This window comes from Pseudomonas sp. Leaf48 (assembly GCF_001421885.1).
Classification (GTDB): Bacteria; Pseudomonadota; Gammaproteobacteria; order Pseudomonadales; family Pseudomonadaceae; genus Aquipseudomonas.
Genome location: NZ_LMLH01000029.1, coordinates 187,807 through 200,854 on the forward strand (window position 1 = coordinate 187,807; position 13,048 = coordinate 200,854).

The 13,048-nt window shown below is 59.7% G+C and carries 15 protein-coding genes; all 15 read left to right on the forward strand.

Annotation, left to right across the window (positions count from 1 at the left end):
* Positions 1-46: 46 nt before the first annotated feature.
* The 15 genes from ASE98_RS20255 (at position 47) to bamB (ending at position 12,890) form a co-directional block, all read left to right on the forward strand.
* Positions 47-1,261: an IscS subfamily cysteine desulfurase gene (locus ASE98_RS20255; RefSeq protein WP_060543104.1), complete on the forward strand. Its 1,215-nt coding sequence runs from the start codon at positions 47-49 to the stop codon at positions 1,259-1,261.
* 101 nt (positions 1,262-1,362) lie between these two features.
* Positions 1,363-1,749 carry a Fe-S cluster assembly scaffold IscU gene (iscU, locus tag ASE98_RS20260; RefSeq protein ID WP_007974006.1) on the forward strand — a complete coding sequence of 129 codons (387 nt, stop codon included), beginning with the start codon at positions 1,363-1,365 and terminating at the stop codon, positions 1,747-1,749.
* Positions 1,750-1,783: 34 nt separating this feature from the next.
* The gene (iscA, locus tag ASE98_RS20265; RefSeq protein ID WP_003227904.1) at positions 1,784-2,107 is read left to right on the forward strand and encodes an iron-sulfur cluster assembly protein IscA; all 324 of its coding nucleotides are present in this window, start codon (positions 1,784-1,786) and stop codon (positions 2,105-2,107) included.
* Positions 2,108-2,115: 8 nt separating this feature from the next.
* Complete coding sequence (gene hscB / locus ASE98_RS20270) at positions 2,116-2,637, forward strand: co-chaperone HscB (protein WP_060543105.1); 522 nt, start codon at positions 2,116-2,118, stop codon at positions 2,635-2,637.
* A gap of 51 nt (positions 2,638-2,688) precedes the next feature.
* Complete coding sequence (gene hscA, locus ASE98_RS20275) at positions 2,689-4,551, forward strand: Fe-S protein assembly chaperone HscA (protein ID WP_060543106.1); 1,863 nt, start codon at positions 2,689-2,691, stop codon at positions 4,549-4,551.
* 2 nt (positions 4,552-4,553) lie between these two features.
* A complete protein-coding gene (gene fdx / locus ASE98_RS20280) occupies positions 4,554-4,895 on the forward strand; it encodes an ISC system 2Fe-2S type ferredoxin (protein ID WP_060543107.1) in 342 nt (113 codons plus the stop codon).
* A gap of 14 nt (positions 4,896-4,909) precedes the next feature.
* Positions 4,910-5,110, forward strand: a complete 201-nt coding sequence (iscX, locus tag ASE98_RS20285) for a Fe-S cluster assembly protein IscX (RefSeq protein WP_060543108.1) — start codon at positions 4,910-4,912, stop codon at positions 5,108-5,110.
* An 88-nt stretch (positions 5,111-5,198) separates the two neighbouring features.
* Entirely contained in the window at positions 5,199-5,624 is a 426-nt protein-coding gene (gene ndk / locus ASE98_RS20290; RefSeq protein WP_024014216.1) for a nucleoside-diphosphate kinase, read from the forward strand.
* Between the two features lie 28 nt (positions 5,625-5,652).
* A complete protein-coding gene (gene rlmN / locus ASE98_RS20295) occupies positions 5,653-6,801 on the forward strand; it encodes a 23S rRNA (adenine(2503)-C(2))-methyltransferase RlmN (RefSeq protein WP_060543109.1) in 1,149 nt (382 codons plus the stop codon).
* 12 nt (positions 6,802-6,813) lie between these two features.
* A complete protein-coding gene (gene pilW, locus ASE98_RS20300) occupies positions 6,814-7,572 on the forward strand; it encodes a type IV pilus biogenesis/stability protein PilW (protein ID WP_060543110.1) in 759 nt (252 codons plus the stop codon).
* Positions 7,572-8,621 carry a RodZ domain-containing protein gene (locus ASE98_RS20305; protein WP_060543111.1) on the forward strand — a complete coding sequence of 350 codons (1,050 nt, stop codon included), beginning with the start codon at positions 7,572-7,574 and terminating at the stop codon, positions 8,619-8,621. Before pilW ends, ASE98_RS20305 begins: the two co-directional genes overlap by 1 nt.
* Before the next feature lie 3 nt (positions 8,622-8,624).
* Positions 8,625-9,734 (forward strand): flavodoxin-dependent (E)-4-hydroxy-3-methylbut-2-enyl-diphosphate synthase, encoded by a 1,110-nt coding sequence (ispG, locus tag ASE98_RS20310; RefSeq protein ID WP_060543112.1) that lies wholly within the window; start codon positions 8,625-8,627, stop codon positions 9,732-9,734.
* Positions 9,735-9,773: 39 nt separating this feature from the next.
* Positions 9,774-11,063, forward strand: a complete 1,290-nt coding sequence (gene hisS, locus ASE98_RS20315) for a histidine--tRNA ligase (protein ID WP_060543113.1) — start codon at positions 9,774-9,776, stop codon at positions 11,061-11,063.
* A gap of 41 nt (positions 11,064-11,104) precedes the next feature.
* Complete coding sequence (locus ASE98_RS20320; protein ID WP_060543114.1) at positions 11,105-11,746, forward strand: tetratricopeptide repeat protein; 642 nt, start codon at positions 11,105-11,107, stop codon at positions 11,744-11,746.
* Positions 11,739-12,890 carry an outer membrane protein assembly factor BamB gene (gene bamB / locus ASE98_RS20325; RefSeq protein WP_060543115.1) on the forward strand — a complete coding sequence of 384 codons (1,152 nt, stop codon included), beginning with the start codon at positions 11,739-11,741 and terminating at the stop codon, positions 12,888-12,890. Before ASE98_RS20320 ends, bamB begins: the two co-directional genes overlap by 8 nt.
* Positions 12,891-13,048: the final 158 nt, after the last annotated feature.

The following is a 13,048-nucleotide window of genomic DNA, read 5'->3' on the forward strand; positions in this document are numbered from 1 at the left end:
CAAAGAGCTAGCGGCACGCCAGCCAGCCTGATTTAGGAGATAGTCCATGAAATTGCCGATTTACCTTGATTACTCTGCGACCACCCCGGTTGATCCGCGTGTAGCGCAAAAAATGAGTGAATGCCTGCTGGTCGACGGAAACTTCGGTAACCCGGCGTCCCGTTCCCACGTGTTCGGCTGGAAAGCCGAAGAGTCCGTTGAAAACGCTCGTCGTCAGGTCGCCGACCTGGTCAACGCCGACCCACGTGAAATCGTCTGGACCTCCGGTGCCACCGAGTCCGACAACCTGGCAATCAAGGGTGCGGCACATTTCTACGCCACCAAAGGCAAGCACCTGATCACCACCAAGATCGAGCACAAGGCTGTCCTGGACACCATGCGCCAACTGGAGCGTGAAGGCTTCGAAGTCACCTACATCGAGCCACGCACCGACGGTCTGGTCACCCCGGAGATGATCGAAGCCGAACTGCGCGACGACACCATCCTGGTTTCGGTCATGCACGTGAACAACGAAATCGGCACCGTCAACGACATCGCTGCGATCGGTGAACTGCTGCGTTCCAAGGGCATCCTGTTCCACGTCGACGCTGCTCAGTCCACCGGCAAGGTCGAAATCGACCTGTCGAAGCTGAAAGTCGACATGATGTCGTTCTCCGCCCACAAGACCTACGGTCCTAAAGGCATCGGCGCCCTGTACGTAAGCCGCAAGCCGCGCGTACGTATCGAAGCGACCATGCACGGCGGCGGTCACGAGCGCGGCATGCGTTCCGGCACCCTGGCGACCCACCAGATCGTCGGCATGGGCGAAGCCTTCCGTGTAGCCAAGGAAGACATGGCTGCCGAGAACTTGCGCATCAAGGCCCTGAGCGACCGTTTCTACAAGCAGGTCGAGCATCTGGAAGAGCTGTACGTCAACGGCAGCCTGACCGCCCGCGTTCCGCACAACCTGAACCTGAGCTTCAACTACGTTGAAGGCGAGTCGCTGATCATGGCCCTCAAGGACCTGGCAGTTTCTTCCGGTTCGGCTTGCACCTCGGCATCGCTCGAGCCTTCGTACGTACTGCGCGCCCTGGGCCGCAACGACGAACTGGCACACAGCTCGATCCGCTTCACCTTCGGCCGTTTCACCACCGAAGAAGAAATCGATTACGCCGCGCAGAAAGTCTGCGAGGCCGTTACCAAGCTGCGCGCTCTGTCGCCGCTGTGGGACATGTACAAAGACGGCGTCGATATCTCGAAGATCGAGTGGGCGGCACACTAAATATAGAAGCCGCCAGATACAGCTCCTGTAGCGACGCGGCGACTGACGCAAGCGTAGTTACAGGGCCTCAAGAGCGGCCCTGATGAGTGAGGATTAGAATCATGGCTTACAGCGAAAAGGTCATCGACCACTACGAAAACCCGCGCAACGTCGGCAAGATGGACGCGGAAGATCCTGATGTCGGCACCGGCATGGTCGGCGCTCCGGCGTGCGGCGATGTGATGCGCCTGCAGATCAAGGTCAACGACGCCGGCATCATCGAAGACGCCAAGTTCAAGACCTACGGCTGCGGTTCGGCTATCGCTTCCAGCTCCCTCGCCACTGAGTGGATGAAGGGCAAGACCCTGGATGAAGCGGAAACCATCAAGAACACCCAGCTGGCTGAAGAACTGGCCCTGCCGCCAGTGAAAATTCACTGCTCGGTACTCGCAGAAGACGCCATCAAGGCGGCGGTTCGCGATTACAAGCAGAAGAAAGGCTTGATCTGATTTTCGAGTTTTGGCGACGAGTAAGGAGTCACCGATGGCTATCAGCATGACAGAAGCGGCTGCCCGGCACGTGCGCCGCTCCCTCGACGGGCGCGGCAAAGGTGAAGGGATTCGTCTGGGTGTTCGCACCACGGGCTGTTCCGGCCTTGCCTATGTGCTGGAGTTTGTCGACGAGGTGGTCGCGGAAGACCAGGTGTTCGAAAGTCACGGCGAGAAAGTGATCATCGACCCGAAAAGCCTGGCCTACCTGGACGGCACCGAGCTCGATTTCGTCAAGGAAGGGTTGAACGAAGGCTTCAAGTTCAACAACCCCAACGTACGCGGTGAATGTGGCTGCGGCGAAAGCTTCAACATCTGAGGCTTGTCGTGGGTACTCCTTGTCATTTCGCTTTATTCGAGCTGCAACCGGGGTTCAATCTGGACCTCGACCAGTTGGCTACGCGCTACCGTGAGTTGGCGCGCAGCGTACATCCAGACCGTTTTGCCGACGCTTCCGAGCGCGAGCAGCGGCTGGCGCTGGAGCAATCCGCGAGCCTCAACGAGGCCTACCAGACGCTCAAGAATCCCCCCAAGCGCGCGCGTTACCTGCTCGCCTTGAAGGGTGGTGAGCTGCCCCTGGAGGTCACGGTGCATGATCCGGAGTTTCTGTTGCAGCAGATGCAATGGCGCGAAGAACTCGAAGACCTGCAAGACAGCGCCGATCTGGCGGGTGTTGCGGTATTCAAGCGCCGTCTGAAGGTCGCTCAGGATAAACTGAACGAAAGCTTCGCAGCCTGTTGGGATGATGCAGCGCAACGTGAGCAGGCCGAACGCCTGATGCGGCGCATGCAGTTCCTCGACAAGCTCACCTACGAAGTGCGCCAGCTAGAAGAGCGCCTCGACGATTAACCCAGTGCCGCTCCGGTCGCACGCCTGATATACAGATAAGACCTGATAACGATGGCCCTACTGCAGATCGCCGAACCCGGCCAAAGTCCTCAACCGCACCAGCGTCGTCTGGCTGTGGGGATCGACTTGGGCACTACCAATTCGCTGGTCGCTGCGTTGCGCAGTGGTCTTTCCGAGCCCCTGGCCGACGCAGAAGGGCGGGTCATCCTGCCGTCTGCCGTGCGCTATCACGCCGATCGCGTTGAGGTCGGCGAGTCGGCCAAGCTGGCTGCCGCCACTGATCCCCTGAACACCGTGCTGTCGGTCAAGCGCCTGATGGGTCGTGGTCTGTCCGACGTCAAGCAATTGGGCGAGCAACTGCCGTACCGCTTTGTCGGTGGCGAATCGCACATGCCGTTCATCGACACCATCCAGGGCCCGAAAAGCCCGGTGGAAGTCTCTGCCGATATCCTCAAGGTCCTGCGTCAGCGCGCCGAGGCTACATTGGGTGGCGAGCTGGTGGGTGCGGTGATCACTGTTCCGGCGTATTTCGACGATGCTCAGCGTCAAGCCACCAAGGACGCGGCCAAGCTGGCCGGCCTGAATGTGCTGCGCTTGCTCAACGAGCCGACCGCTGCCGCTGTAGCCTACGGTCTGGATCAGCATGCCGAAGGCCTGGTCGCAATTTATGACCTGGGCGGCGGCACCTTCGATATTTCGATTCTGCGCCTGACCGGCGGTGTCTTCGAAGTCCTGGCCACCGGCGGCGACAGCGCCCTGGGCGGCGATGACTTCGACCACGCGATCGCTGGCTGGATCATCGAGAGCGCCGGTCTGTCCGCCGATCTCGACCCGGGTGCGCAGCGTCAACTGCTGCAAACGGCCTGTGCCGCGAAAGAAGCGCTGACCAATGCCTCGTCGGTCGAAGTGGCTCACGGCGACTGGAAAGCCGAGCTGACCCGCGAAGCCTTTGATGCGCTGATCGAGCCGATGGTCGCTCGCAGCCTGAAAGCCTGCCGCCGTGCGGTGCGTGATTCCGGTGTCGAACTCGAAGACGTGCATGCCGTGGTCATGGTCGGTGGTTCGACTCGTGTGCCTCGTGTTCGCGAAGCCGTCGCTGAAGCCTTTGGTCGTCAACCTCTGACCGAAATCGACCCGGATCAAGTGGTGGCCATTGGTGCCGCGATCCAGGCCGATACCCTGGCCGGCAACAAGCGCGATGGCGATGAACTGCTGCTGCTCGACGTGATTCCGTTGTCCCTGGGGCTGGAAACCATGGGCGGCCTGATGGAGAAGGTGATTCCGCGCAACACCACCATCCCCGTCGCTCGCGCCCAGGACTTCACCACTTACAAAGACGGCCAGTCGGCCATGGCGATCCACGTGTTGCAGGGTGAGCGCGAGCTGATCAGCGACTGCCGCTCCCTGGCACGCTTTGAATTGCGTGGTATCCCGGCGATGGTGGCTGGCGCAGCGAAGATTCGCGTGACCTTCCAGGTCGATGCCGACGGTCTGCTCAGCGTTTCTGCCCGCGAGCTGGGTTCGGGCGTTGAGGCCAGCATCCAGGTCAAGCCGTCCTACGGCCTGACCGACGGCGAAATCGCCAAGATGCTCAAGGATTCGTTCCAGCACGCCAATGACGACAAGGTTGCCCGCGTACTGCGCGAGCAGCAGGTCGATGCCCAGCGCCTGATCGAAGCAGTGCAGGGCGCCCTGGAAGCCGACGGCGAGCGTCTGCTCGATGCCGAAGAGCGCATGGTCATTGAATTGCAGATGCAGGAACTGACCGAACTGATGAAAGGTTCCGATGGTTTTGCCATCGAGCAGCAGACCAAGCGTCTGTCGCAAGTGACCGACGCTTTTGCCGCCCGCCGCATGGACTTGACCGTCAAAGCCGCGCTGTCGGGACGCAACCTGAATGAGATTGAGGAATAACGATGCCGCAGGTCATTTTTCTGCCACACGAGAAGTTTTGCCCCGAAGGCATGGTTGTGGAGGCTGAGACCGGTACGTCCATCCTCGAACTGGCTCACGAACACCATATCGAGATGGAAAGTGCCTGTGGCGGCGTCTGCGCCTGCACCACCTGCCACTGCATCATTCGCGAAGGTTTCGACTCGCTGGAAGAGGCGGATGAGCTGGAGGAAGACTACCTTGATAAGGCTTGGGGTCTTGAGCGTGAGTCCCGTCTGGGCTGTCAGGCCAAGGTTGGTACCGAAGACCTGACCGTCGAAATTCCGAAGTACTCGCTCAACCACGCAGCCGAAGCGCCGCACTGATTCAAGGAATTGTCATGAGTCTGAAGTGGACTGATGTGCTGGAAATCGCGATCCAGCTGGCTGAAACCAAGCCTGATGTTGACCCTATGTCGGTCAACTTCGTCGATCTGCGTAAATGGGTGATGGAATTGCCCGAGTTCGACGACAAGCCTGAGCATTGTGGCGAAAAGATCCTGGAGGCCATTCAGGCCCACTGGATCGAAGAACGCGACTGAGCCACGCCGCAGGTTAGGCAATACCCGAGAACCCGCGTATAATTCGCGGGTTTAATTTTTCGTAAATTACCGTTTCTGGAGTTACACCATGGCTGTTCAACGTACTTTCTCCATCATCAAGCCTGACGCCGTTGCTAAAAACGTGATCGGCAAGATCACCACTCGCTTCGAAGACGCTGGCCTGCGCGTTGTAGCTTCGAAACTGAAGCAACTGTCCAAAGCCGAAGCCGAAGGCTTCTACGCTGAGCACAGCGAGCGCGGTTTCTTCGGTGACCTGGTTGCCTTCATGACTTCCGGTCCGGTTGTTGTTCAGGTTCTGGAAGGCGAAAACGCTATCGCTCGCAACCGTGAGCTGATGGGCGCTACCAACCCTAAAGAAGCTGCTGCCGGCACCATCCGTGCTGACTTCGCTGAATCGATCGACGCCAACGCCGTTCACGGTTCGGACTCCGAAGCCGCTGCCGCTCGCGAAATCGCATACTTCTTCGCAGCTACTGAAGTAACCACTCGCTAAGCATTGGCTTAAGAGTGAAGGTGAATCCATGACTACATCGACTGTAAAATCTAACCTGCTGGGGCTGACCCAGCTGGAAATGGAAAAATTCTTCGACTCAATCGGGGAGAAGCGTTTCCGAGCCGGTCAGGTAATGAAATGGATTCACCACTTTGGCGTCGATGATTTCGATGCCATGACGAACGTCAGCAAGGCCCTGCGCGATAAGCTCAAGGCCATTGCCGAGGTCCGTGGTCCGGAAGTGGTCAGCGAGGACATCTCCAGCGACGGCACCCGCAAGTGGGTGGTGCGCGTGGCGTCCGGCAGCTGCGTCGAGACCGTGTACATTCCCCAGGGCAAACGCGGCACCTTGTGCGTTTCGTCCCAGGCAGGCTGTGCCCTGGACTGCAGTTTCTGCTCCACCGGCAAGCAAGGCTTCAACAGCAACCTCACCGCCGCCGAAGTCATCGGCCAGGTGTGGATTGCCAACAAATCTTTCGGCAGCGTCCCGGCAACCGTCGACCGTGCCATCACCAACGTGGTGATGATGGGCATGGGTGAGCCGCTGCTGAACTTCGACAACGTCGTCGCGGCCATGCACCTGATGATGGACGACCTGGGCTACGGCATCTCCAAGCGCCGTGTAACCCTGTCGACCTCCGGCGTGGTACCGATGATCGATGAGCTGTCCAAGCACATCGACGTCTCCCTGGCGTTGTCCCTGCACGCACCCAATGACGCATTGCGTAACCAATTGGTGCCGATCAACAAGAAGTATCCGCTTAAGATGCTCCTCGAGTCGTGCCAGCGCTACATGTCCAATCTGGGCGAAAAGCGCGTGCTGACCATCGAGTACACCTTGCTCAAGGACATCAACGACAAGGTCGAGCATGCAGTCGAGATGATCGAGCTGCTCAAGAACATCCCGTGCAAGATCAACCTGATCCCGTTCAACCCGTTCCCGCATTCCGGGTACGAGCGACCGAGCAACAACGCCATTCGTCGGTTCCAGGATCAGCTTCATCATGCCGGTTTCAACGTTACCGTCCGCACCACCCGTGGTGAAGACATCGACGCCGCTTGTGGTCAGTTGGTAGGACAGGTGCTGGATCGCACCCGTCGCAGCGAACGTTATATTGCCGTGCGTGAATTGAACGCCGACAACGATATCGCTTCGAACGCTGCGAACAATAACTAAGAGAGGATCTCTATGTCCCTGCGCTTTGCGCTGCTGTTGCTGTTGGCCAGCCTCTGCGCTGGCTGTGTTCTTTCGGGTGATTACAACCCGCTCAAGACCAGCAAGGGCCGTGATGAAGCGCGCGAGGCATACGTGCAGCTCGGAATCGGCTATTTGCAACAGGGTATGACCGAGCGCGCCAAGGTCCCGCTGAAGAAGGCGTTGGAGCTCGATAGCGCCGACCCCGATGCCAACGCGGCACTGGCGCTGGTGTTCCAGGCCGAGATGGAGCCTGAGCTTGCCGACGAGCATTTTCGCAAGGCGCTGTCTTCACGCCCCGCTGATGCGCGTATCCTTAACAACTACGGCAGTTTTCTGTTCCAGCAGCAACGTTACAAGGACGCTTACCAGCGCTTTGAACAAGCGGCTGCCGATACCCTGTATCCTGAGCGTTCGCGGGTGTTCGAGAACCTGGGTATGACCGCGTCGAAGCTTGGGCAGCGTGATCTGGCCCAGTTGCAGCTGGAAAAAGCCTTGCGTTTGAATCGCCAGCAGCCACGTGCATTGCTGGAAATGGCTGAGTTGTCTTACGAAGACAGGCATTATGTGCCCGCCCGCGATTATTACGACCGTTTTAGCCTGCTTGCCGAACAAAATGCACGTAGTCTATTGCTCGGCGTTCGGCTGGCAAAAGTGTTTGAAGATCGCGACAAGGCCGCAAGTGCGGGCCTGCAATTAAAACGACTCTATCCCGGTACGCCGGAATATCAGCAATACCTGTCGGAGCAATGATGAAAGCGGCGCATCCCGAAGTTGTAGCAGCGAATCGCGTTAACCCAGGTGAAATCCTGCGCCAGGCCCGCGAAAGCAATGGCTGGTCGCTGGCCGAAGTGGCCCTCAAGCTCAACCTCACCACCACTTCCCTGAGCAATCTGGAAGCCGGCGCTTTCGACAAGCTGCCTGGGCATACTTTTGCCCGCGGTTATATTCGCGCCTATGCCAAATTGCTCGGCATGGACCAGGCCGTTCTGGTTCAGCAGTTCGACCAGTCCACCGGCACCGATTCCAAGGGCAGCAGTGTCCACAGCCTGGGCCGTATCGAAGAGCCTGTACGGGTTTCCCACACCATTTTGCGCATTGTCAGCCTGTTGCTGCTGATCGCGGTGATCGGTGGCGGGTTTGTCTGGTGGCAGGATCAGGCTTCGTTGCGCACCAAGGACCTGATCGGTCTGGCGCCGGAGCACGTCGAAGTCGAAGGCGCCGACGGCACTACCCAGATTCATCCGCTGGACGAGCCGGAAGACCAGGCCGTCGCGCAAGGTCAGGCAGAAGGCGAAACCTCGCTTGCCTTGCCGCAGGCCGAGACTTCCGAGCAGGCACCGGCCGACACTCAGGCTGCCGCACCTTCCACCGTGCCGACAGCACCGACCGCACCGGCTGCAGCACCTGTTGCGCCAACTCACAGCACCGCCCCGGTTGTGGCAACTCCGGCAGCCCCGGCTCCGGCAGTACCTGTGGTTCCGGCTCCGGTCGTGACTGCTCCTGTTGCTCCTGTTGCTCCGAGCACTCCGGCGCCTGCCGCGGCCGCCCCGGTTGCCGGCCAGGGCCAGGTTCAACTGCAATTCACCGCCGATTGCTGGACGCAAGTGACCGATGGCAACGGCAAGGTGCTGTTGAGCGGTCTAAAGCGTAAAGGCGATAGCGCTTCCCTCAGCGGCAAGCCACCGTTTGCCGTGCGCCTGGGCTTCGCCCGGGGTGCGCAAGTCAGCTATAACGGCCAGGCGGTCGATGTCGCTCCGTTCACCAGTGGCGAGACTGCTCGCCTGAAGTTGGGTCAATAAGTCATGCACGGCGAATCTCCAATCAAACGTCGCGAATCACGCAAGATCTGGGTCGGTAACGTACCTGTCGGCGGCGATGCGCCCATCGCTGTGCAGAGCATGACCAATAGCGACACCAATGATGTCGCGGCCACGGTTGCCCAGATCAATCGCCTGGAAGCGGCCGGCGTCGATATCGTGCGCATTTCCGTACCGGACATGGACGCTGCCGAAGCCTTCGGCAAGATCAAGCAACTGGTCAAAGTACCTTTGGTTGCCGACATCCACTTCGACTACCGCATCGCCTTGCGCGTCGCCGAGCTGGGCGTTGACTGCCTGCGCATCAACCCCGGCAACATCGGTCGCGAAGACCGCGTGCGTGCGGTGGTCGATGCCGCCCGTGACCGCGGGATTCCGATCCGTATCGGCGTCAACGCCGGTTCCCTGGAAAAAGACCTGCAAAAGAAATACGGCGAGCCGACCCCGGCCGCGCTGGTCGAATCCGCCTTGCGCCACGTTGAGCACCTCGAGCGCCTGAACTTCCAGGACTTCAAGGTCAGCGTGAAAGCTTCCGACGTGTTCATGGCCGTCGAAGCCTACCGCCTGCTGGCCAAGGAAATCGTCCAGCCGCTGCACCTGGGGATCACCGAAGCCGGTGGTTTGCGTTCAGGCACGGTGAAATCAGCCGTGGGCCTCGGTATGCTGCTTGCCGAAGGGATTGGCGATACTATTCGCATCTCGTTGGCGGCCGACCCGGTCGAGGAAGTGAAAGTCGGGTACGACATTCTCAAGTCCCTGCACCTGCGTTCCCGTGGTATCAACTTCATCGCCTGCCCGAGCTGCTCGCGGCAGAACTTCGATGTGGTCAAGACCATGAACGAGCTGGAAGGGCGCCTCGAAGACCTGTTGGTGCCGCTGGATGTTGCGGTGATCGGTTGCGTGGTAAACGGCCCGGGTGAAGCCAAGGAAGCCCATATCGGCTTGACCGGCGGCACGCCAAACCTGATTTACATCGACGGCAAGCCGTCGCAGAAACTGACGAATGACAATCTGGTGGATGAGCTTGAACGCTTGATCCGCGAGAAAGCGGCCGAAAAGGTCGAAGCTGACGCTGCCGTTATCGCACGTGGCTAAGCCGGGCTGAAAAGAGCCGAACGAATTTAAGGATTTAAAGTGAGCAAGTCTCTGCAAGCCATACGTGGCATGAACGACATCCTGCCCGATCAGACCCCCCTGTGGCGTCATTTCGAAGGCACCGTTTCGCGCCTGCTGGATAACTACGGTTACAAGCAGATCCGCATGCCGATCGTCGAGTTCACCGAGCTGTTCAAACGCTCCATCGGTGAAGTGACCGACATCGTCGAAAAAGAGATGTACACCTTCGACGACCGTAACGGCGACTCCCTGACCCTGCGCCCTGAAGGCACGGCGGCCTGCGTGCGTGCTGTGCTCGAACACGGCATCACCGGCGGTGGCCAGGTGCAGAAACTCTGGTACATCGGCCCGATGTTCCGCCACGAACGTCCGCAGAAAGGCCGTTATCGCCAGTTCCACCAGATCGGCGTCGAAGTATTCAACCTTGATGGTCCGGACATCGACGCCGAGCTGATCGTGCTGACCTGGCGCCTGTGGGGCGAGCTGGGCATCCGCGATGCGGTCAAGCTCGAACTCAACAGCCTGGGCACCAGCGAGTCCCGTGGCCGCTATCGTGAAGCGCTGGTCGAGTACCTCTCTGCACATCTGGACAAGCTGGACGAAGACAGCCAGCGCCGCCTGAAAACCAACCCGTTGCGGGTACTGGACACCAAGAACGCCGACACACAGGCGATCCTGGTCGACGCGCCGAAGATGGCCGACTACCTCGACGAAGAATCGCGCGTGCACTTCGAGGGCCTCAAGGCTCGCCTGGACGCTGCCGGCATTCCTTACGTGATCAACCCGAAGCTGGTTCGCGGCCTGGATTACTACAGCAAGACCGTTTTCGAATGGGTCACCGACAAGCTGGGTGCCCAGGGCACCGTCTGCGCCGGTGGTCGTTACGACGGTCTGGTCGAGCAGATGGGCGGCAAGCCGACTGCAGGCGTTGGTTTCGCCATGGGCATCGAGCGCCTGGTGCTGCTGCTCGAAACCCTGGAGCAGATCCCGCAAGAGATTTCCCGTCAGGTCGACGTCTACCTCTGTGCCTTTGGTGAAGAGGCCGAACTGGCCGGTCTGGCCCTGGCCGAGCGGGTACGTGATCAATTACCCAACCTGCGCCTGCAAGTGAATGCCGGCGCCGGCAGTTTCAAAAGCCAGTTCAAGAAAGCCGACAAAAGCGGCGCGCTGTATGCGCTGATTCTCGGTGACGACGAAATGGCCCAGCAAGTGGTAGGTTTCAAACCCCTGCGTGGCCAGGGCGAACAACAAAGCATTGCCTGGGATGCGCTTGCTGCACACCTGGCCACCTGCGTCGTGCAGGGTTGAAGCTGTCTGAACAGCCGATTTAGCGATTAAGGAGTATTGGGGTGTCGAGTACCGAAGACGAACATCTGGCGGATTTGAAGGATTGGTGGTCACGCAACGGCAAGCCCCTGGTCACTGGCGGCCTGTTGGCGCTGGTCATCGTGTTCGGCTGGCAGGCGTTCCACAAGTATCAGAACAATCAGGCGCAAGGCGCTTCGATTCTCTATCAGCAATTGCTGGAAACCACGCTGACGCCTGACGGCAAGCCTGATGCAGCGCGTGTCGCCGATCTGGCCGGCAAGCTCAACAGCGAGTTCGGCGGCAGTGCCTACGCGCAATACGGCAGCCTGTTCGTGGCCAAGGTCGCGGTCGACAGCGGCAAGCTGGACGACGCTGTCAGCCAGCTCAAAGCCATTGCCGACAAACCGGCCAACCCGGCGCTGGGCGAAATTGCCCGTCAGCGTCTGGCCCAGGTGCTGGGTGCCCAGAACAAGGCGGATGAAGCCCTGAAGCTGCTCGAAGGCGATGCCGACAAGGCATTCCTGGCCACTCGTGAAGAACTCAAGGGCGACCTGCTGGTGCAGTTGGGTCGTACTGAGGAAGCGAACGCGGCGTATCAAAAAGCCAAGGCGGCACTGTCGGATGAAGCGGCGGTCGGTGGCCTGCAAATCAAGCTGGACGATCTGGCCAAAGGGGATGCGTGACGTGATCCGTTGGAAACATGCAGCACTGCTGGCCCTGGCCATTTTGGCCGCGGGTTGCAGCAGCAACAGCAAAAAAGAACTGCCTCCGGCCGAGTTGACTGACTTCAAGGAAGAAGTGGTTCTGCACAAGCAGTGGAGTCGTTCGATCGGTGACGGTCAGGGCGAAACCTACAACATGCTGGTGCCGGCAATCGATGGCGAAACCATCTATGCCGCCGACGTCACCGGTGTGGTGATGGCGATGGATCGCAGCAATGGCGACGTCAAGTGGAAGAAAGATCTCGAACTGCCTGTGTCCGGCGCCGTTGGCGTGGGTTACGGTCTGGTCATGATCGGTACGCTGCAGGGCGAAATCGTTGCCCTGGACGCCATCAACGGTGAAGAGAAATGGCGCGCTCGCGTGTCCAGCGAAGTACTCGCACCGCCGGCCAACAACGGTGACGTGGTCGTGGTTCAGACCCAGGACGACCGTCTGATCGGCCTGGATGCGTCCACCGGTGATCGTCGCTGGATCTATGACAGCACTCCAGCGGTACTGACCCTGCGTGGCACCAGTGCGCCGATCGTGACCAACCGCCTCGCGGTGGCTGGCCTGTCGACCGGTAAAGTGGTTGCTTTGGATATCTCCAACGGCGTGCCGGTGTGGGAACAGCGTGTTGCGATCCCGCAAGGTCGTTCGGAGCTGGAGCGTGTGGTCGATATCGACGGCGGCTTGCTGCTGTCCGGCGGTACCTTGTACGTTGCCAGCTACCAGGGTCGCGTTGCGGCACTGGACCTGGAAAGCGGTCGCCAGCTCTGGCAGCGTGATGCTTCCAGCTATGCCGGTGTCGCCCAAGGGTTTGGCACCGTCTATGTGAGCCTGTCTTCGGGCACCGTTGAAGGCGTCGACGAGCGTTCCACCACAGCCTTGTGGAGCAACGACTCGCTGGCTCGCCGTCAACTGTCGGCTCCGGAAGTGTTTTCCAGCTACGTGGCAGTCGGTGACCTGGAAGGTTACCTGCACCTGCTGAGTCAGGTGGACGGTCGATTCGTCGGCCGCGAGCGCATCGACAGCGACGGCCTGCGTGCCCGTCCGCTGGTGGTGGGTGACACAATTTATGTGTATGGCAACAGCGGCAAACTGGAAGCCCTGACCATCAAGTAACGACTATGCTTGGGGTTTAACCCCAGGCAGCGGCTTTTCTGTAGGAGCGAGCAGGCTCGCGATGGACGTCAACGATAACGCTGGCAGTCTGATTAATCGCGGTGCCATGGCGTTTCTCGCGAGCATGCTCGCTCCTACAGATTGCTGCCCGAGCACCA

Excerpts from the sequence above, each read along its gene's own strand:
- ASE98_RS20305 (WP_060543111.1), top strand. The coding sequence starts at position 7,572 with ATGAAAGCGGCGCATCCCGAAGTTGTAGCAGCGAATCGCGTTAACCCA.
- pilW (WP_060543110.1), top strand. The coding sequence starts at position 6,814 with ATGTCCCTGCGCTTTGCGCTGCTGTTGCTGTTGGCCAGCCTCTGCGCT.
- iscA (WP_003227904.1), top strand. The coding sequence starts at position 1,784 with ATGGCTATCAGCATGACAGAAGCGGCTGCCCGGCACGTGCGCCGCTCC.
- ndk (WP_024014216.1), top strand. The coding sequence starts at position 5,199 with ATGGCTGTTCAACGTACTTTCTCCATCATCAAGCCTGACGCCGTTGCT.
- bamB (WP_060543115.1), top strand. The coding sequence starts at position 11,739 with ATGCGTGACGTGATCCGTTGGAAACATGCAGCACTGCTGGCCCTGGCC.
- ASE98_RS20255 (WP_060543104.1), top strand. The coding sequence starts at position 47 with ATGAAATTGCCGATTTACCTTGATTACTCTGCGACCACCCCGGTTGAT.
- iscU (WP_007974006.1), top strand. The coding sequence starts at position 1,363 with ATGGCTTACAGCGAAAAGGTCATCGACCACTACGAAAACCCGCGCAAC.
- rlmN (WP_060543109.1), top strand. The coding sequence starts at position 5,653 with ATGACTACATCGACTGTAAAATCTAACCTGCTGGGGCTGACCCAGCTG.
- hscA (WP_060543106.1), top strand. The coding sequence starts at position 2,689 with ATGGCCCTACTGCAGATCGCCGAACCCGGCCAAAGTCCTCAACCGCAC.
- fdx (WP_060543107.1), top strand. The coding sequence starts at position 4,554 with ATGCCGCAGGTCATTTTTCTGCCACACGAGAAGTTTTGCCCCGAAGGC.
- ispG (WP_060543112.1), top strand. The coding sequence starts at position 8,625 with ATGCACGGCGAATCTCCAATCAAACGTCGCGAATCACGCAAGATCTGG.
- iscX (WP_060543108.1), top strand. The coding sequence starts at position 4,910 with ATGAGTCTGAAGTGGACTGATGTGCTGGAAATCGCGATCCAGCTGGCT.